This window comes from Mycobacterium sp. E787 (assembly GCF_001668725.1).
GTDB lineage: Bacteria > Actinomycetota > Actinomycetes > Mycobacteriales > Mycobacteriaceae > Mycobacterium.
The window spans coordinates 1-19013 of sequence record NZ_LZKL01000042.1 but is presented as its reverse complement, the minus strand read 5'-3'; the positions used below and the strand labels follow the sequence as shown (position 1 = coordinate 19013).

The window sequence follows — 19013 nt, the reverse complement described above, 5'->3', positions numbered from 1 at the left end:
GCGTCGTGAGGGCGCGAGCCGAGCAGGAGGCATTGAGTGAACCGCTTCGCCGTCGTCGGTCTGGTCGCCCTGGTCACCGCGCTGCTCAGCGGTTGCGGAGCGGGTCAGATCTCCCAAATGGCCACCCAGGAGCCCGCCGTCAACGGCAACCGGGTCACCATCAACAACGTCGCCGTGCGCGACATCCGCATGCAGGCCGTGCAGACCGGTGACTTCCTGCAGCCGGGGCGGACCGTGAACCTCGTGGCGGTGGCCGTCAACCAGTCGCCGGATGTGCCGGACCGGCTGGTGAGCATCACCAGCGACGTCGGCACGGTGACCATCGCCGGTGACGGCCGGCTTCCCGCCGGGGGAATGCTGTTCATCGGCAAGCCCGAGGGCCAGAACGTGGCCCCCGGCCCGCTCGAGCCCAACAACGCCGTCAACGCGACCGTCGCCCTGTCCAAGCCCATCAGCAACGGCTTGAACTACAACTTCACCTTCAACTTCGAAAAGGCCGGGCAGGCCAGCGTGATGGTGCCGATTTCGGCCGGATTGGGCCCACAGAAGGTCTGACGAGGACCGGCCCGGCCTGTCACACCGGGCTTGTCGCACCCTCCCGATACCGTCATGGCGTGGCACATGCACGCTCGCAATACCGCTGCTCGGAATGCCAACACGTCACCGCCAAGTGGGTTGGCCGCTGCCTGGAGTGCGGCAGCTGGGGCACCGTCGACGAGGTGGCGGTGCTGGCCGCGGTCGGCGGAGCGCGACGTCGCACCGGGACGGCCGCGGCCTCGGCCTCACGGGCCGTCCCGATCAGCTCGATAGAGGCGCACAGCGCGCAGCACCGTTCCACCGGCGTCGCCGAACTGGACCGGGTGCTCGGGGGCGGCGTGGTCCCCGGCTCGGTCACGCTGCTGGCGGGCGATCCCGGCGTGGGCAAGTCGACGCTGTTGCTCAAGGTCGCCCACCGCTGGGCCCAGGCGGGCCGCCGGGCGCTGTACATCTCGGGCGAGGAGTCCGCCGGCCAGATCCGGCTGCGCGCCGACCGCATCAACTGCGGCGGTGACGAGGTGTACCTGGCCGCCGAGTCCGACCTGCACACGGTGCTCGACCACATCGCGACGGTCCGCCCGGCGCTGGTGATCGTCGACTCGGTGCAGACCATGTCCACCACCGAGGCCGACGGCGTGGCCGGCGGCGTCACCCAGGTGCGCGCGGTGACGGCCGCCTTGACGGCCGCCGCGAAGGCCGCCGGCGTCGCCCTGATCCTGGTCGGCCACGTCACGAAGGACGGGGCGATCGCCGGGCCGCGCTCCCTGGAGCACCTCGTCGACGTGGTGCTGCACTTCGAGGGCGACCGGAACGGGTCGCTGCGGATGGTCCGCGGGATCAAGAACCGGTTCGGCGCCGCCGACGAGGTGGGGTGTTTCACGCTGCACGACAACGGGATCGAGGACGTCAACGACCCGTCGAGCCTCTTTTTGGATCAGCGGCCGGCGCCGGTCCCGGGCACAGCTATCACGGTGGCGCTGGACGGCAAGCGGCCGCTGATCGGCGAGGTGCAGGCGTTGCTGGCGACCCCGGCGGGCGGCTCGCCGCGCCGCGCGGTCAGCGGCATCGACCACGCCCGGGCGGCGATGATCACCGCCGTGCTGGAAAAACACGCCCGGTGCAACATCGCCGTCAACGACGTCTACCTGTCGACCGTGGGGGGCATGCGGTTGACCGACCCGTCCTCGGATCTCGCCGTCGCGATCGCCCTGGCCTCGGCTTACACGAACCTGCCGCTGCCCACCACCGCGGTGATGGTCGGCGAAGTGGGGCTCGCGGGCGACCTGCGCCGGGTCAGCGGGATGGAGCGGCGGCTGGCCGAAGCCGCACGCCAGGGGTTCAGCGTCGCGCTCATCCCGGACGGCGACGACCCCCGGCGCGAGATAGTGCCGAGCGGTATGCGGGCGCTGCGGGCACCGACCATCGTCGCGGCCCTGCAACACATGAAAGCCCTCGCCGAGAGCCCCAGGCTGGACGCATAACGCCGTGGGGCCGCACAATGACACGCTGTGACCCGTCCGACACTGCGTGAGACCGTCGCCCGGCTGGCGCCGGGCACCGGGCTGCGGGACGGCCTCGAGCGCATCCTGCGCGGCCGCACCGGCGCGTTGATCGTGCTCGGCAATGACGAGAACGTCGAGGCCATCTGCGACGGCGGCTTCGCCCTCGACGTCCGGTACGCGCCGACGCGGCTGCGCGAGCTGGCCAAGATGGACGGCGCCGTCATCCTGTCCACCGACGGCAGCCGCATCGTGCGCGCCAACGTCCAGTTGGTCCCGGACCCCTCGATACCCACCGACGAGTCGGGCACCCGCCACCGGTCGGCGGAGCGGGCCGCGATCCAGACCGGCTACCCGGTGATCTCGGTCAGTCACTCGATGAACATCGTGACCGTCTACGTCGCCGGCGAGCGCCACGTGGTGGCCGATTCCGCGACCATCCTGTCGCGGGCCAACCAGGCGATCGCCACCCTGGAGCGGTACAAGATGAGGCTCGACGAGGTCAGCAGGCAGCTGTCGCGGGCCGAGATCGAGGACTTCGTCACGCTGCGCGACGTGATGACGGTGGTGCAGCGGCTGGAGTTGGTCCGGCGCATCGGCCTGGCCATCGACTACGACTGTGTCGAGCTCGGCACCGACGGGCGCCAGTTGCGGCTGCAGCTCGAAGAGCTGTTGGGTGGCAACGACATCGCCCGCGAGCTGATCGTCCGGGATTATCACGCCAGCCCCGAGCCGCTGTCCGAGGGGCAGATGACCGCCACGTTGGACGAGCTGGACGCCCTGTCGGACACCGAGCTGCTCGACTTCACCTCGCTGGCAAAGGTTTTCGGATATCCGACGACGGCGGAGGCGCAGGATTCGGCGCTCAGCCCGCGCGGCTACCGCGCGATGGCCGGGATCCCGCGCCTGCAGTTCGCCCACGTGGATCTGCTGGTCCGGACGTTCGGGACGCTGCAGGACCTGCTGGCCGCCAGCGCCAACGACCTGGAGTCGGTGGACGGCATCGGCGGGATGTGGGCCCGCCACGTGCGGGAAGGCTTGTCGCAGCTGGCCGAGTCGACGATCGCCGATCCGCTCAGCTGAACCCGATCAGCCGGCGGGAACGGGGCCGGGGGCGACGCCCGGCGGTGCCTCGGGCGGCGGCGCGAGCGCCGGCTGACCCGGCTGCCCCGGCACCGGCCCCGGCGGCGGGGGCGGCTGGTTCATGATGAACGGGACCGGCTGCGAACGCAGGTTGCCCAGCTGCACGACGAGGTTGTAGGTGCCCGGCCCGATCGCGGGTCGCGGCAGCGGGCAGTGCGGCGCGGACCCCATGCCCGTCCAGGTGACCGCCGTCGTCACCTGCTCGCCCGGCGTGAAGGTCTTGATCAGCGTCTCGTTGGACGGCGCGCAGTCCAGGTTGGACCACAGCCGCTTGTTGTCCAGCGAGTACACGTAGGCGGCGAGCGACGCCGCGCCTACGTCGCGTTTGCAGGACACCAGGCCGATGTTGGTGACGACCATGGTGAACTTCGGCTGGTCACCGATGAAGTACTGGGGCGCGTTGGTCAGGCCCTTGACCGCGAGGGTCGAGTCGGGGCAGTCATCGCCCTCCTTGAGCACCGGCGGCGGCTGCACAGCGGCGGTGGGCGTGGGCGACTCGGGGTTTTGCCCCTGCGGCGCCACCGGGGTGGCACCCTCCTGCCCCGCCGGGGGCGGCGCCTGGCTCGGGGGCGCCGCAGGCTTGCTCTGGGCGGAGTTGGCCTTGTCGGCGCCGGCGGGCTTGGCGCCCGACTTGTTGCCCATGAAGGCGACGACGATGGCGGCCACGACGCCGACCACGACGACCGCGAGTCCCAGGGCCAGGCCCCTGCGCCGCCAATAGATCTCGGTGGGTAGCGGGCCACGCGGTTCCAGATCCAGCACGATCACACCGTAGGCCCAGGTCACGCGGATTTGTTCGATCCGCCTCGGCGTGTCGCCCTGTTTGCCGGCCGACGGCCGTGTTAGTGGCGGGTCGAACGGCGGTCGTTATTCGCCGATGTCACCGACGTGCTCGACCAGCGCGGCGCGCCCGTCGGAAAGGTGGTAGGTGACGCCCGCGATCCCCAACGTGCCGGCGGAAACCCGCTCCGCGATGGCCGAGGAGCGCGCCATGAGTTGCGCCAGCGTCTCCTTGACGTGGCGTTCCTCGAATTCGTCGACACGGCTCAGGCCGTCGCGGCGCCCCATCAGGATCGACGGCGCGACCCGCTCCACCACGTCCCGCACGAAGCCGCCCGGTATGGCGCCGTCATGGATCGCCGCCAGCGCCGCCTTGACGGCGCCGCAGCTGTCGTGGCCGAGGATGACGATGAGCGGCACGTCGAGGACCGTCACCGCGAACTCGATGGAGCCCAGCACCGCCGAGTCGATGACCTGACCGGCGGTGCGAACCACGAACATGTCGCCCAGGCCCTGGTCGAAGATGAGCTCGGCGGCCACGCGGCTGTCGGAGCAGCCGAACACCACCGCGGTGGGTTTCTGGCCCGCGGCGAGGCTGGCCCGGTGGTCGACGCTTTGGCTGGGATGCAGGGGCTGGCCGGCGACGAACCGCTCGTTACCCTCTTTGAGTGCTTTCCATGCTGTTACCGGGCTGGTGTTTGGCATGGCCCCCATCATGCCGCACGGACGCATGAACTTCGCCGCGAACGAGATCATCGACTGGTACGAGCGGTCGCGCCGCGACTTGCCCTGGCGGGCCCCTGATGTCACGGCATGGCAGATCCTGGTCAGCGAGTTCATGTTGCAGCAGACGCCGGTGGCTCGGGTGCTACCGATCTGGCCGGACTGGGTGCGCCGCTGGCCGACGCCGTCGGCCACCGCGGCGGCCAGCGCCGCCGACGTGCTGCGCGCCTGGGGCAAGCTCGGCTATCCCCGGCGGGCCAAGCGCTTGCACGAGTGCGCGACGGTGATCGCGCGCGACCACGGCGACGTGGTGCCCGACGACGTCGACGTCCTGATGACGCTGCCGGGCGTCGGTAGCTACACCGCGCGCGCGATCGCGTGCTTCGCCTACCGCCGCCCGGTGCCGGTGGTGGACACGAACGTGCGCCGCGTCGTGGCCCGCGCGGTTCACGGCCTGGCCGACGCCGGCGCGCCGTCCGCCGCACGCGACCACGCCGACGTCTCCGCCCTGCTACCGGAAGACGAACGGGCGCCGCGGTTTTCGGTGGCGCTGATGGAACTCGGCGCGATCGTGTGCACGGCCCGGGCGCCGCGCTGCGGGCTGTGCCCGCTTGACGGCTGCGCGTGGCGCCGTGCCGGTTGTCCCCCGGCGCAGGGGCCGGGCCGCCGGGCGCAGACCTACGCCGGCACCGACCGTCAGGTGCGCGGCCGGCTGCTGGATGTCTTGCGCGCCAATGACTTCCCGGTCACCAGGGCGGATCTGGACGTGGCCTGGTTGACCGATCCCGTGCAGCGCGACCGGGCGCTGGATTCGTTGCTGGCCGACGGCCTGGTGACCAGGACCGCCGACGGCCGGTTCGCGTTGCTGGGCGAGGGGTGACCTGCGTCGATCAGAGGTCTTCAGAGGTCGTTGCCGGCGTAGGACTGGTTGAAGCTTTTGTTGGCCAAGGGGAAGTCGGGGACGATCGTGTCGGCCATCGCGACGGGCAGCGCGGGCCAGTTGAACCAGGACGGGTCGACGATCTTCGCGCGGGTGAGGCGATTGGTGGCGTCGATCTCGACGCGGTGAACGACGGTGCCGCGCCAGCCCTCGACGATGCCGATCCCGCTGCGCGCCGCGTGCTGAACCGGCGCCGAGCCGCCGTATTCTATTGCACCCGAGTGTGATTCGATGAGGTGGCAGGCCAGCTCGGTGGACGCGGTGAATTCGTCGCGCCGCACCGTGTAGCGGGCCAGCACGTCACCATCGCCGGCGCCGATCTCGGTGACGGGCAGCGCGGTGGTGGGGTGTTCGAGGCGGGCGTCGGTGCGGATGCCGCTGGCCCGCGCGACATAGCCCAGGCAGCCGAGGGCCTGCGCGTCTTCACGCTGCAGCACGGCCGTTCCCGCGAATCTGTCGTACACCAGGGAGTTGCGCAGGGTCAGTTCGGCGATCTCGGTGACGTCGGCCGCGATCGATCGCAGCTCGTCGGCGTCGGGCAGCGCCCGCAGCGCGACCGCGCCGGGGCGGATCGCGCCGCGCAGCAGCCGGTGTCCGGTGACATTCGCGTTGAGCCGCAGCAGTTGTTCGCGGACGCGCTGCGTGTGTGCGTGCGCGAGGCCGAACCCGACGTCGTTGGCCAGCGCCCCCAGATCCGCGGCGTGGTTGTAGAGCCGCTCGAGTTCGACGAGCAGGGCCCGCAGGCCTTGTGCCTCGTCGGGCAGCTCGATCCCGAGCGCGTCTTCGACGGCCAGGCTGTGGGCGAGCACGTGCCCGACGGAGGTGTCACCGCTGACGCGTTCGGCGAGGTCGACCGCGCCCTCGGCCGGCCGGCCCTCGAACAGCTTTTCCACGCCGCGGTGCACGAACCACAGCCGGGCCTTCAGCCGCAACACGCTTTCGCCGGCGACGGAGAAGCGGAAATGGCCGGGCTCGATCAGCCCGGCGTGCACCGGGCCCACCGGGATCTCATACACCCCGGGACCTTCGACGGTGACGAAGGGGAAATGACCGACATTGTCGAAGCGCGGCGCGGGTCCGGCTTCGCCGCGCATCGGGTACCACTCCTCGGGCCAGTGCGCATGCCGCACCAGTCGGCGCGCTTTGGGATGCCCTAGGGGCCGGATCCCGTACAGGTCCGCCATCTCGCGCTCGAAGCGGCCGGCGACAAAAGACAGGTACGCCAGCGAATGCAGGACCGGGTCGTTCTTGTTCACGACGCATTCGAGCTCGATGCGGCGGTCGGGCCGGCCGGCCAGGAACAGGTGGACAACCCGCAGGGCGTCGCCGTCGTCGTGGGCGGCCACCAGGGCCAGGCGAAACCCCCTGTCCAGCAAGTCTTCTGCCGTCTCGGCGAGACTGTGCTGGGAGAGCCTGTGGCGCAACCAGTTCCGGCTCAACGCGGCACCCCGACGTGGCTTGCGGCGGTGGTGAACAGGCCGGTGAGCGGGCCGGCCGTGACACCGAGGGCCAGCGATGCGGCGACGCCGACGATCAGGGCCGCGGCCACCGTCCGGGGCACTCTGATCTCGGGTGCGGCCACGGGGCCGTCGCCCAGCAGGATGCGGCCGCAATTGCGTGCGAGCGCGGCGAAGGCGACGACGATCAGCAGCAGGGCAGGAGCCAGGGCCCAGGTGAGTCGGGCGTCGGCCAGCGAGCGGGCGATGGCCAACTCGCTGGCGAACATCGCGAACGGTGGCAGCCCGAGCAGCACGATGACACCCACGCCGAGCGATAAGCCGATGAGGCGGGAGCGCCGCAGCACGCCGCCGATGTCGGCGATCGCGGTGGAGCCGTGCGCGGCCTGCAGCTGGCCGCTCGCCAGGAACAGCACGGTCTTGCCCATACCGTGGGCCAGCACGTGCAACAGCAGCGCGGCGATGGCCAATGTGGTTCCGGCGGCCGCGGCGATCGCGATCAGGCCCATGTTCTCCATCGACGAATACGCCAGCATCCGTTTGATGTCCGGTGTCACCGTCAGCATCAGGGCCGCGACCGCCAGGGTCGCCAACCCGATCACCAGCAGCCCGGACCGCATGAACGCCGGCCCGGCCGCTGCGGTGATGACCGGTTTGATGCGGATCAGCACCGAAAACGCCACCGACAGCAGCACCCCGCTCATCAGCGCCGAAACCGGTGCCGGGGCCTGGCTGTGGGCGTCGGCCAACCAGGTGTGGAACGGGAAGAGTCCGACCTTCGCGCCGTAGCCGATCAGCAGCAACCCGCCCGCGAGCCGGGCGATGTCGGGGTTGAGCCCGCCGGCATGCCCGGTGAGGACGTCGAGGTTCAGGGCTGCCGCGGCCGGGGCGCCGGCGTGCTCGGCGGCGTAGTAGAGCAGCACCGTGCCCAGGAAGGCGATGGCGATGCCGACCGAGCAGATCACGACGTACTTCCAGGTCGCCTCGAGCGCGCCGCGGGTGCGCCGGTGCCCGACCAGGAACGCGGTGATCACCGTGGTGGCTTCGACGGCGATCCAGATGACGCCGATGTTGTTGGCGCACACAGCGACAACCATCGCTGCCAGGAAGGCCGCGGTCAGCGCCCCATACACGCGGGCGCCGAGCGGATCGGTGTGCCGATGCGCGAGCTCGGCGTCGATGTAACCGATGCTGGCCCAAGTGGCCAGTGTCGCAACGCTTCCGATGACGATCAGCATCGTGACGGTCAGGGCATCGACCCGCAGCAGGCCGCCCAGGGCGAGCCGCGTCCCCGATCCGACACCGAAACCGAGTGCGGCGCCACAGCCGAGCACGCACACCGCCGACAGGACGATCAGCGTCGCGCTGGCCCTGCGCCATCCGGCGATCAGGGTGGCGACCGACGCGCCGACCGGCGCAAGGATCGCGGCGAGCAGTAAACCGGTCATCAGTCGTGCAGCTCCTGCAACGCATCCAGGTCGGCGCCGCCGAACGTGCGGGACAGCCGGCCGGTCAGGACGCCGATCACGATGACCGCGAACAGCACGTCGAGCGAGGCGCCGAGTTCGACGATCAGCGGCACGCCGGCCGTCAGCAGAAACGCGGCGGCGGCGATCCCGTTGTCCAGCAGCAGGAATCCCGCGGCCTGCGACACCGCATGACGCCGCGTCACCATCACGAGCAGGGCGATGAGCACCACCGCGGTGGCGGCCGGCACCGCGGTGGTGGTGGCCGCGGGCTGCAGGTTCACCAGGGCGCCGGTGGTGGCGAAGGCGGCCAGGGTCAGGCCGGCGGTGATCAGCAGCGAGGTCGCGGTGTTGACCAGCGGGGTGGCTTCCCGCCGGCCTTGCGGCTCGGCGCGGACCGCGCGCGCCAGCAGCCGCGGCAGCACCGCGGCCCGCAACACCAGCACGGCGACACCGACGCCGATGAGGGCCCTGTCGCCGTCATACGCGCCACGCAGCACCGGTATCGCCGCCAGGGCGGCGCCCTGCCAGCCCAGCAGGCGGGTGATGGCGGTCAGGTCGCGGCGCCACACGATCAGCACCGCGGCCAACAGCAGCCCCCCGGCGGCGAGGTCGACCGAGACCGCAAAAGTGTTGTACGTCATGCCGGAACCGCGAAGAAGTTGGCCGCGATGACCGCGAGCAGCGCCAGCAGAAACGATCCGGCCAGTAGCTCGGGGACCCGGAACAGCCGCAGTTTGGCGACGAACACCTCGACGGTCGCCAACAGCCCCGCCAGCAGCGCGACCTTGGCCACCACCGCCGCAAGGCCGACGGCGAGGTCCACCGCGCCGGGCCGGCCGCCCGCGATGCCCCACGGCGCGAACAGGTTTGCCAGCAACGCCAACAACACCGTGAGCCGCATCCCCGTCGCCCATTCGACCAGCGCCAGCCGCGGCCCGGCGTATTCGAGCACCATCGCCTCGTGGACCATGGTCAGCTCGAGATGGGTGGCCGGGTTGTCCACGGGCAGGCGCCCGGTTTCGGCGACGATGACGATCACCAGCGCGGTGAACGCCAACACGCCCGCGAGCGACACCACCTGCCCGGGGTGGGTGACGGTGTGCGACACCAGGGCACCGAGATTGGCCGACCCCGCCGGCATCGACACCGCGAACACCGCCAGCAGGATGGTGGGCTCGACAAGCGCGGCGATGGTGATCTCACGGCTGGCGCCCATGCCGCCGAAGGAGGTGCCGGTGTCGATCCCGGCCAGGGTCACCGCGACCGTGCCGACGAACAGCAGGCCCACCACCGCGAACAAGTCCGCGCTGGCATCCAGGGGGGATCCGGTCGCGACCAGCGGCGCGATGGCGGCGATCAGCAAAGCCGAGCCGGCGACGAGGGCGGGCGCGGCCGCGAACACCACCGTCGTTCCGCGCGGTGTGATCCGTTGCTTGCCAAGCTGTTTGACGATGTCGCGCCACGGCTGCAGGATGCCGCCACCGACGCGGCCTTCCCAGCGGGCGCGCACCTGGCGGGTCAGGCCGACCACCAGCGGCGCCCCGGCCATCACGGCGCCGATCTGCGCCGCGCCCGCGACGTAGGACAGCACGTTCATCGGGCGACCACCAGCACGGTCAACACACCGAGCGCGCCGTAGGCCAGATACAGGTGGACGCTGCCGGTGTGTGCGCGCCGTACCCATTCCGCCGCGGCCGAGATCGCCCGGATCACCGGCGCGTAGCAGCGTTCCTCGATCGCGTCGGTGATCCGGGTGCTGTAGGTGACCTTGTCGGCCAGGTAGCGGGACTCGGCGCTGTGCGTGACTTCGATGTCGGTGTCGGGGCGCAGCACATCGTCGAAGACCCGTTGCAGGGGCTCGGCGAAGGATGTCGCCGTGTATTGCATGCGTGGGGTGAGATCGTCCGCGCCGCAGGCCCATAGCGGCGACGTGACGGGCTCGGGGCGCCGCGCCCGGCGCCACCGGGTGAGTGCGGCCGCGGCCAGCGCCGCCCCGCAGAGGCCGGCGGCGATCACCCCGGGCGCGATCGAGCCCTGCAGCCCCGGCAGCCGGACGAACGCGCCCAGGTCGGTGAATTCCACCGCCCGGGCCGCGGGTAGCGCCGCGACGGCCCGGCGCAGCGCGGGTGCGACGGTCACCGGTGCCACCGCGAGCGTCACACACGCGGCCGCCGCCAGCGCCATGCCGGCCAGCATGCTGCGCGGCGCCTCGAGGGCCCCGGCGGCCTGCTCCGAGCGCGGCCGCGCCAAAAATCCGATGCCGAACGCCTTGACCATCGCCGCGACCCCCAGCCCGGTGGTGAGCGCGACCGCGCCGACCGCCAGCGGCGTGGTCAACGCCAAGACGGCGACGTGCTCGGGGGCGGTGTGGATCAGCGACTGGACCAGCAGCCACTCGCTGACGAATCCGGCGCCCAACGGCAGCCCGCACGCCCCGAGCGCCGCCACCCCGAACAGGGTGGTGGTGACCGGCATCCGTCGGGCCAGACCGCCCAGCCGGTCGAGGTCGCGCAGCCCGGTGGCGGCCAGCACCGAGCCCGCGGACAGGAATCCGAGGCTCTTGAACGCCGCGTGCGCGATCAGGTGCAGCATGGCCGCGGCCGCGGCGATCGTCGCAGCCCGGGTTGCACCGGCGGCGGCGAACAGCGTGGCGGCGCCCAAGGCCAGCGTGATCAGCCCGAGGTTCTCGGTGGTCGAATAGGCAAGCAGCCGTTTGAGATCCGTGGCCACCGAGGCCTGCACCACGCCATAGAGCGCCGACACCCCGCCGACGACCATCAGGACGAGGCCCCACCAGCGGGGACCCGGGCCCAGCAGTTGCAGATCGAAACGGCAGATGCCGTAGACGCCGAGGTTGACCATCGCGGCGCTCATCAAGGCCGACACCGGGCTGGGGGCTTCCGGGTGGGCGCGCGGCAACCAGGCGTGCAGGGGAACCAGCCCGGCCTTGGAACCGAACCCCGCAACCGTCAGCAGGAACACCGCGGTGCGCGCACCCTCCGGTATCCGGTGCAGGTCGGCGAGCCGGTCGGCGCCGCCGGCCGCGGACAACACCACCAGCCCGATCAGGATCGCGACGAACCCCAACTGGGTCATCACCGCGTACACCAGCGCGGCGGAGCGCACCTGCGGGCGGGTGTGTTCGGCCAGCACCAGCACCAGTGATGCGACCGCCATCAGTTCCCACGCCAGCAGGAAGGTGGTCACCGACCCCGCCGCGGGTACGACGAGCATCGCCGCGACGAACAACGGCAACACCGCGAGCGGCACCCCGCCCAGGTGGCCCCGCCGGGCATAGCCGATCGTGTAAAGCCCGACGACGACGGCGACCGCGCCGGTGAGCGCCACGAAGAATCCGCCCAAGGGCTCCAGGCTCAGCCGCACCCCCGACAACGGGAGCAGCCACCCGATGCGCACCGCGGGCACCGAACCGAACATTCCCTGCAGGCCCGCCCATACTCCGATCGCGCCCAGCAACGACGTCAGCGCCCCCGCGGCCGCGGGCCTGAAGTCCTTGGAGCCCAGGGAGTTTGGCGCGACGACCGGGCGGGTGGCCAGTTCCGTGGTCACTTGCCGGTCACCGATCGCAGGGCCGCGACGATCTCGCCGGGCGTCGGCGGGCAGCCGGGAATGTCCAGATCGACCGGCACCAGCTCACCGACGGCGCCGGCCACCCCGTAGGCATCGGCGAAGACACCCCTGTTGATCGCGCAGTCCCCGCAGGCGATCACCCGGCGCGGCCGAGGAGTGGCGTCGAGCGTGGCGCGCAGGGGACCCGCCATGTTGTGCGTCACCACGCCGGTCACCAGCAGCGCGTCCGCGTGCCGCGGCGAGGCCACCAGGCGCGCACCGAACCGCTCGGCGTCATACACCGGCCCGAATGCTCCGGCGATCTCCACTTCGCACCCATTGCAAGAGCCGGCGTCGACGTGCCGGATCTGAAGCGAACCACGCACTCCCGCAACCGGTTTCATCGCCTGCGGCGGTAATGGTTCCGCGGTTTCGGTGATCCGGCCGACACGGAAGGCCTTCGAAATCCAGCCCATGACCGCTACTGCGCGCTCCCCGCGCGCATCTCCTCCAGCACCGCCACCCGGTCGCTGAGCACCCCGGTGAGAACCTTGCGCGCGACCAACAGCAGCTCGGCGATGTCCGGTGAGGCGATCGAGTAGATCATCGTGTTGCCGTCCCGGCGCGCTTCCACCACGCCGGCCCGGCGCAACACACCCAGTTGCTGGGACAGGTTCGATGACTCCACCCCGACCTCGGGCAACAGTTCGGCCACCGACTTGTCCCCGGCGACGAGCAGCTCGAGCACCCTGATCCGCGCCGGATGCCCCAATGTCTTGAAGAACTCGGCCTTGACCTTGTACAGCGGCACCGACACGCGGGATCTCCTGAAGATTCGATGCTTCCTATGCTTGAACAATTGAAGAATTTATCAGATGGTGTAGCTGCGCGCTCGGGGGGCGTTAGCGCAAAGGCTCGCACCCGCACAACCCGACACGCCGCCGCGCAAGCGTTCCACGTGGGACTCATATCCGCGCCTTACCCTGCCGATGTGCCCAGCGAGGAGGCCGCCGAGGGATCCCGCTTGCCGCCGGTGTCCCGGCGCGCGGTGCTCGGCGGCCTGAGCCTGCTGCCGCTGGCCGCCGCCATGCGCGGCTCCCTGCCCATCGCTTCCGCCGACGCGGGCTACCGGTTCCTGTCGCCGCACCAGGCCGCGGTGCTCGACGCGGCCACCCGCCGGCTTATCCCCGGGCCGCAAGACTGCCCGGTCGAACTCGGCAGCCCCGGGGCGCACGAGGCGAACGTGGTCAATTACCTGGACCGGATGCTGTCGGTCTTCGACGTCACGCCCGCCGACGTGCACGCCGGTGGCCCGTGGAGCAACCGCGCCGGCGGTTCGCAGGACTACATGGCCACCTTCGTCCCGCTCAACCGCGCCCAGGCCTACGGATGGCAGCAGCGGCTGACGCAGCTGCGCAACCAGTACACCAGCGGCATCGCGCTGCTCGACCAGCAGGCCGGCGGCGACTTCACCGCGGTGCAGCCGGTCCGCCAGGACCTCATCCTGGCCCATGGGCCGGCGGCTGCCTTCGCCAACGTCCTGTTCGGTCACACCATCGAGGCGATGTACAGCGTCCCCGAGTACGGCGGCAACGCGAACCTGGTCGGTTGGCAGGACATCAAGTACCCCGGGGACTCCCAGCCGCGGGGATACACGCCCGCCGAGGTGGAGGCGACCCAGTGGGACGTCGTCGTCGTCACCGACATCGTCAACCGCCTGCGCCGCGGCTGGGAGGGCGTCGTCGCCAAACTCGGCGGGAGGGGCGGCGTGAGTGCCTAAGGCGGTCATCGTCGGCTCCGGCGCCGGCGGATCTACGGTGGCGATGGAGCTCGCCGAGAACGGCTGGGACGTAGTGATATTCGAGAAAGGATCCAACTACTTCACCAACCTGGACGGGACCGGGCCGCTCGGGACGACGTTCGCCAACGACGAACTCAAGGCGCTGTACCGCTATTTCGAGCAGCCGGACCCACTGGCCTACCCGCGCACATATCGGACCAGCGCCAGCCAGCCCGCCGGCTACGTCGGCCCGGTCAACGAGCTTCCGGTGACCGTCGGCGGTGGAACCGTGCACTGGGACGCGAAGGTGCCGCGGTTCTGGGACATCGACTTCAAGGGACTGTCGATGCTCGGCCCGCAACCGGGCGCGGACGTGCAGGATTGGCCGTTCGAATACAACGAGATCGCGCCGTACTACGACGCGATCGAAACGCTGCTCGGGACGCAGGGCGACGTCCGGTCGATACCCAGCCTCTCCTTCAGGCACGCGCCGCGCACGCAGCAGTACGCGATGCCGCCCGGGCCGCAGCAGCGCTCGTCCACGCTGATCGCCAAGGGCGCCAGGCGCATCGGGCTGCACCCGTATCCGTTCCCGACCGCGATCAATTCGGTCGAGTACGACGGCCGCCCGGCGTGCAACAACTGCGGGTTCTGCAGCAACTACGGCTGCCCGATCTCGGCGCGGGTGGGCGCGCTGGCGCCGCTGCGCCGGGCGCTGCGGACCGGGCGGACGCAGCTGCGCCCCGAAACCACGGTCACCAAGGTCAACTTCACCGGCCGGCGCGCCACCGGCGTCTCCTATCTGGACCCGAGGGGTAATCCCGGCGGGGAGAGCGCCGACCTGGTGGTGCTGGCCGCCTCGGCGATCGAGACGGCGCGCCTGGCGTTGCTCTCCGGCCTGCCCGACGCCAGCGGACGGATCGGCGCCCGCCTGATGTTCCACAACTTCGTCGACGGGTTCGGCATCTACCTCGACCAGCGGGTGCACGCCTACCGCGGCCGCTCGATCACCCAGTGCATGGAGGATTTCTGCGACCCGAACTTCCCCGGAGCGCGGCTCGCGGCGAAACTGGCCGGGCTGCCCTACATCCGCGGCGGCCTGTGCGAGCTGGGCGGGAGCCAGGACCCGATCACCGAGGGCAAGTTCTACCAGGAGATCCTGGGATTCCTGCCGGGGGTGCAATTGTTCGGCAGCCCGTTCAAGGACCTGATGCGCGCCTCGCTGCTGCGAGACCGGCTCGCCGGCGTCAACTTCATCGGCACCGACCTGCCCTACCTGAGCAACAACGTCACCCTCGACCCGACGGTCACCGACCTCAACGGCCAGCCCGTGGCCCGCGTGACCTGGGCGCCCGGCAAGCACGAGGCGGTCGCGCAGGCCTTCTATCTGGTGCCCATCACCGCGATGATGGCGGCGGCCGGCGCGCAGCTGTTCGCCGCGATCCCCGACGGCCTGGAGCGGAAACTGGGCGGCGGCACCCCACCGAACACCAAGCACGTGATGGGCGGCATGCAGATGGGGGTGTCCCCGGCGACGAGCGTCGTCGACCCGAACGGGCGGATGCACCAGATGGACAACGTCTACGTCGCCGACGGCAGCGTGTTCGTCACCTCGGGCTGCCAGAACCCGACCAACACGCTCATGGCGGTGGCGCTGCGCACCGCCTTTGGGCTCACCGGCCGGCGGTAGCCGCCAGGAAAGATTCCACCGCGTCGCGGTATTCCTCCGAGGCTTCGTCGTGCACCAGATGGCCGGCCTCCGGAACGCGCAAATATGTTGTCGGCGAATCAGTTTCGGCCATGGCGCGCATCTGCCCCGGCGGGGTGACGGAGTTGCCCGCCTCGATGAGCAGCGCCGGGGCTCGCACGGCCTCCCACTGCGCCCAGTAGTCCCGGGTGCCCCATTCGGCGGCGATCTCGATCCACCGGGAGGTGTGCCCATGCAACCGCCACCCGCGTTCCGTGCGGTCGAAGGCGTCCAGGAAATACCGGCCGGCGACCGGTCCAAATTCACCGAAAACCTTTTCGGCGGAATCGAATTCGACGGGAAGGGCGTGCAACCACGGCTCCCACGGACCGGTGGTGCGGCCGCGGAAGTCCGGCGCCATGTCCTCGACAACCAGCGCCGTGACCAGGTCCGGGCGTTCCGCGGCCAGGCACCACGAGTGCAGGGCGCCCATCGAATGCCCCACCAGCCTGGCCGGCGCCCCCAGGGTCCCGACCGCGTCGGCCAGGTCGGCCACGAAGCGTTCCGTGCTGATGGGGTGGGGATCGTCGACGTCGCGGCCCCGGTGCCACGGGGCGTCGTAGGCGTAGACGGTGCCCAGCCGGGTCAGCCACGGCAGCTGCCGCGACCAGGTGGTGCCGCGGCCCATCAGGCCGTGGACCAGCACCAACGGCTCCCCCTGGCCGCCGTGGCAGGTCAACAGATCGCCGGGCATACCCCCATCTTGCGTGTCCCGCCCGGGGGTTGGACAGACTCGGCCGCGCGGTAGCCTAGCGGAATGCCGCATGTGGTGAAGATCAACGCAATCGAGGTGCCCGCGGATGCCGGCCCCGAGCTGGAGAAGCGGTTTGCCCACCGCGCGCACGCCGTCGACAGCCAGCCCGGCTTCCTCGGCTTCCAGCTGCTGCGCCCCATCAAGGGTGAGAACCGCTACTTCGTGGTGACGCACTGGGAGTCCGAGGAGGCCTTCCAGGCGTGGGCGAAGGGGCCCGCGATCGAGGCCCACGCCGGCGAGCGGGCCAATCCGGTGGCGACCGGGGCGTCGCTGCTGGAGTTCGAGGTCGTGATGGACGTTGCCGGCACCAAGCAGGGTGGCTAGCGGGCGGTCGATGCGGCGCCGCGCGGTGGCATTGGGCGCCGCCGCGGCCCTGGTCGTGACGCTGGCGCCGGGCTGCGCGCCCTCCCCCGCGCCGCACGCGAACGCGGCCAACGCGGGCCGCCAGATCGACACCCGGACGCCGCCCGGCATCCGCGCCCAGCAGACCCTGGACATGCTGAACTCTGACTGGCCCATCGGCCCGGTCGGGGTCGGCACCCTCGCCGCGCCGGACAAGGTCGAGTCGGTCGAGACCACCATGGAGGGACTGTGGTGGGACCGTCCGTTCACCCTCGACGGCGTGGACCTCGGCGCCAGCGTGGCCACCCTGCACCTGATCACCTCCTACGGCGCGCGCCAAGACATCCGGATCCACACCGACGACGAGGGCCGGGTCGACCGGTTCGACGTCGACACCCTGCCCCCGAAGGTCAGCTCCTGGCACGACGTCGACGCCGTGCTGAGCAAGACCGGGGCCCGCTACTCCTACCAGATCGCCAAGGTGAACGACGGCCACTGCGACCCCGTGGCCGGTACCAACACCGGCGAATCCCTGCCGCTGGCATCGATTTTCAAGCTGTACGTACTGCACGCGGTGGCCGGCGCCGTCAAGGCCGGGACGGTGTCGTGGGACGATCAGCTCACCGTCACCGACAAGAGCCGCGCGGTGGGCTCGTCGGGCTTGGCTTTGCCTGCCGGAGCGCAGGTTTCGGTGCGCACGGCCGCCGAGAAGATGATCGCCACGAGCGACAACATGGCCACCGACCTGCTGATCGGGCGGCTGGGCACGCACGCCATCGAGGAAGCGCTCGCGACCGCAGGCCATCACGACCCGGCCAGCATGACGCCGTTCCCGACCATGTACGAGCTGTTCTCCGTCGGCTGGGGCCAACCCGATCTGCGCGACCAATGGAAGCAGGGCTCCCAAGAGGTCCGCGCCCGGTTGCTGGCGCAGGCGAATTCCACTTCCTACCAACCCGATCCGACCCGCGCCCACACGCCGGCCTCGACGTACGGCGCCGAGTGGTACGGCAACGCCGAGGACATCTGCCGGGTGCATGCCGCGCTGCAGGCCGACGCGGTCGGCCCGGCCGCGCCCGTCCGACAGATCCTGTCCGCCGTGGCCGGCATCCAGCTCGACCGGAACGTGTGGCCGTATATCGGCGCGAAAGCCGGTGGCCTGCCTGGTGATCTGACCTTCAGCTGGTACGCCGTCGACAAGAATCGGCAGCCGTGGGTGGTCAGTTTCCAGCTCAACTGGCCGCGCGATCACGGGCCGACAGTGACCGGCTGGATGTTGCAGGTGGCCAAGCAGGTTTTCGCGCTTATCGCGCCCCGATAGTCAGGTGAGCAACGCAGAGTCGCTGCTGGACACCTTTCCCGGGCGGCTGTTCATCGAACGCATGCGGTCGGTCGGTGGCCTCGGCGCGCCGGAGGAGCTGATTTCGGCCGCGAGCCGGGCGGTCGGCAGCTACCTGTACTCCGATCGCTGTCTGGACGTCGCGGACTTCGACGTCGACGACCTGGAGCTGCGCGCGTACGACGAGGCCGGGCTCTCGGCCCTGTCGGCGCTGCCCACGTTCGGGTCGCCGCAGATCCATCAGGGCGCGCTCGGCGAACTGCGCGCGCCGAACGTCAGCAACCGGGAGCCGTTGAGCGCGTTGCCGAAGGGCGCGTTCTGGACGTCCACCCCGATCACCGACAACGACGACAGCTGGACCCTGTGCGGCGAGAACCTGGCTCGCGAAAGCCCGCGCTGGGAAGTGCGTTTCGACACCGCGCGCGTTCGCGTCGCCCTGATCGACTCGGCCCGCGACTGGGCCGACTTGATCGACTCGCATGCAGCCACGGCGAACGGCTGCAGGTACCCGGACTGGCGCGCGATCGCGCAGTCCTGGGACGCGGTGCACCTGTCACCCGCGGGATTGCTGCTGGCCCATCCCAAGATCTCGGTCACCCCGTTCAGCACGGCCGACGGCTCGGGCCACGCGCACAGCCCGGCGGGACCCTACGTCAGCGTCGCGGACTGGTCCGCCGTCTCGACGGCGTGGCTGCGCGAACCGCCGAGTTTCGAATTCGCACCGGCGCCGGGTCCGGCTTGACTCCGGGCATCGGCGACTTACGAATTCGATAGCGTATGCGCTACCAACTTTCAAGCAAGCCGCATGGTCTGGGCAGCGGGTAACGCAAACGAAATTCTTTATGCCCCAATCAACCTAGTTGGTCGATGGTGGTGGTTGGGGTTGGAAGGGGTCGTACCACCACCAGTCGGCGCGCTCGCCGAGGGGTCCGG

At 70.6% G+C, this 19013-nt stretch carries 20 protein-coding genes; 9 read left to right on the top strand and 11 right to left on the bottom strand.

The window, feature by feature from the left end:
• The first annotated feature begins 36 nt into the window (after positions 1-36).
• The 3 genes from A5705_RS08830 to disA are packed head-to-tail and all read left to right on the top strand — an operon-like array spanning position 37 to position 3119.
• A complete protein-coding gene (locus tag A5705_RS08830; protein ID WP_067872996.1) occupies positions 37-555 on the top strand; it encodes a hypothetical protein in 519 nt (172 codons plus the stop codon).
• A gap of 59 nt (positions 556-614) precedes the next feature.
• A complete protein-coding gene (radA, locus tag A5705_RS08825) occupies positions 615-2018 on the top strand; it encodes a DNA repair protein RadA (protein WP_068276879.1) in 1404 nt (467 codons plus the stop codon).
• A gap of 27 nt (positions 2019-2045) precedes the next feature.
• On the top strand, positions 2046-3119 hold the full coding sequence (gene disA, locus A5705_RS08820) for a DNA integrity scanning diadenylate cyclase DisA (protein ID WP_067872989.1): 1074 nt from the start codon (positions 2046-2048) through the stop codon (positions 3117-3119).
• 6 nt (positions 3120-3125) lie between these two features.
• On the opposite strand, the gene A5705_RS08815 is transcribed toward disA, so the two are convergent.
• Entirely contained in the window at positions 3126-3941 is an 816-nt protein-coding gene (locus tag A5705_RS08815) for a hypothetical protein (protein ID WP_156738229.1), read from the bottom strand.
• Positions 3942-4046: 105 nt separating this feature from the next.
• Positions 4047-4664, bottom strand: a complete 618-nt coding sequence (locus A5705_RS08810; RefSeq protein ID WP_067873279.1) for a carbonic anhydrase — start codon at positions 4662-4664, stop codon at positions 4047-4049.
• Here A5705_RS08810 and A5705_RS08805 point away from each other — a divergent pair.
• Positions 4663-5562, top strand: a complete 900-nt coding sequence (locus A5705_RS08805; protein WP_067872984.1) for an A/G-specific adenine glycosylase — start codon at positions 4663-4665, stop codon at positions 5560-5562. The genes A5705_RS08810 and A5705_RS08805 overlap by 2 nt on opposite strands.
• Positions 5563-5582: 20 nt before the next feature.
• On the opposite strand, the gene A5705_RS08800 is transcribed toward A5705_RS08805, so the two are convergent.
• Genes A5705_RS08800 through A5705_RS08770 form a run of 7 tightly spaced genes read right to left on the bottom strand, consistent with a single transcriptional unit; the run spans position 5583 to position 12935 of the window.
• Entirely contained in the window at positions 5583-7061 is a 1479-nt protein-coding gene (locus A5705_RS08800) for an NADH-quinone oxidoreductase subunit C (RefSeq protein WP_067872982.1), read from the bottom strand.
• Positions 7058-8527 carry a proton-conducting transporter membrane subunit gene (locus tag A5705_RS08795; protein WP_067872979.1) on the bottom strand — a complete coding sequence of 490 codons (1470 nt, stop codon included), beginning with the start codon at positions 8525-8527 and terminating at the stop codon, positions 7058-7060. Before A5705_RS08795 ends, A5705_RS08800 begins: the two co-directional genes overlap by 4 nt.
• Complete coding sequence (locus A5705_RS08790) at positions 8527-9189, bottom strand: hypothetical protein (protein ID WP_067872976.1); 663 nt, start codon at positions 9187-9189, stop codon at positions 8527-8529. Before A5705_RS08790 ends, A5705_RS08795 begins: the two co-directional genes overlap by 1 nt.
• Entirely contained in the window at positions 9186-10136 is a 951-nt protein-coding gene (locus tag A5705_RS08785; RefSeq protein ID WP_068276958.1) for a respiratory chain complex I subunit 1 family protein, read from the bottom strand. The genes A5705_RS08790 and A5705_RS08785 overlap by 4 nt, the downstream gene beginning before the upstream one ends.
• Before the next feature lie 5 nt (positions 10137-10141).
• On the bottom strand, positions 10142-12073 hold the full coding sequence (locus tag A5705_RS08780; protein ID WP_067873276.1) for a proton-conducting transporter membrane subunit: 1932 nt from the start codon (positions 12071-12073) through the stop codon (positions 10142-10144).
• 41 nt (positions 12074-12114) lie between these two features.
• Positions 12115-12594: an NADH-quinone oxidoreductase subunit B family protein gene (locus tag A5705_RS08775; RefSeq protein WP_068276876.1), complete on the bottom strand. Its 480-nt coding sequence runs from the start codon at positions 12592-12594 to the stop codon at positions 12115-12117.
• Positions 12595-12599: 5 nt separating this feature from the next.
• Positions 12600-12935, bottom strand: coding sequence for a lsr2/espR transcriptional regulator (locus tag A5705_RS08770; RefSeq protein ID WP_067872971.1), 336 nt, complete (start codon positions 12933-12935; stop codon positions 12600-12602).
• Positions 12936-13109: 174 nt separating this feature from the next.
• On the opposite strand from A5705_RS08770, the gene A5705_RS08765 reads away from it, so the two are divergent.
• Entirely contained in the window at positions 13110-13898 is a 789-nt protein-coding gene (locus tag A5705_RS08765) for a gluconate 2-dehydrogenase subunit 3 family protein (RefSeq protein WP_067872968.1), read from the top strand.
• Positions 13891-15588 (top strand): GMC oxidoreductase, encoded by a 1698-nt coding sequence (locus tag A5705_RS08760; RefSeq protein WP_156738224.1) that lies wholly within the window; start codon positions 13891-13893, stop codon positions 15586-15588. The genes A5705_RS08765 and A5705_RS08760 overlap by 8 nt, the downstream gene beginning before the upstream one ends.
• Here the strand turns inward: A5705_RS08760 and A5705_RS08755 are convergent.
• Positions 15572-16339, bottom strand: a complete 768-nt coding sequence (locus A5705_RS08755; RefSeq protein ID WP_068276873.1) for an alpha/beta fold hydrolase — start codon at positions 16337-16339, stop codon at positions 15572-15574. The two genes, A5705_RS08760 and A5705_RS08755, sit on opposite strands and share 17 nt — an antisense overlap.
• Before the next feature lie 63 nt (positions 16340-16402).
• On the opposite strand from A5705_RS08755, the gene mhuD reads away from it, so the two are divergent.
• From mhuD to A5705_RS08740, 3 genes are read left to right on the top strand one after another with little or no spacing between them, the layout of a single operon-like run.
• Positions 16403-16723 carry a mycobilin-forming heme oxygenase MhuD gene (gene mhuD / locus A5705_RS08750; protein ID WP_067872960.1) on the top strand — a complete coding sequence of 107 codons (321 nt, stop codon included), beginning with the start codon at positions 16403-16405 and terminating at the stop codon, positions 16721-16723.
• Positions 16724-16733: 10 nt separating this feature from the next.
• Positions 16734-18062 carry a serine hydrolase gene (locus tag A5705_RS08745; RefSeq protein ID WP_067872957.1) on the top strand — a complete coding sequence of 443 codons (1329 nt, stop codon included), beginning with the start codon at positions 16734-16736 and terminating at the stop codon, positions 18060-18062.
• A gap of 4 nt (positions 18063-18066) precedes the next feature.
• Entirely contained in the window at positions 18067-18822 is a 756-nt protein-coding gene (locus A5705_RS08740) for a hypothetical protein (RefSeq protein WP_067872942.1), read from the top strand.
• Between the two features lie 114 nt (positions 18823-18936).
• Here the strand turns inward: A5705_RS08740 and A5705_RS28480 are convergent.
• On the bottom strand, positions 18937-19013 hold a 77-nt coding region (locus A5705_RS28480; RefSeq protein ID WP_231982335.1), incomplete at its 5' end, for a hypothetical protein.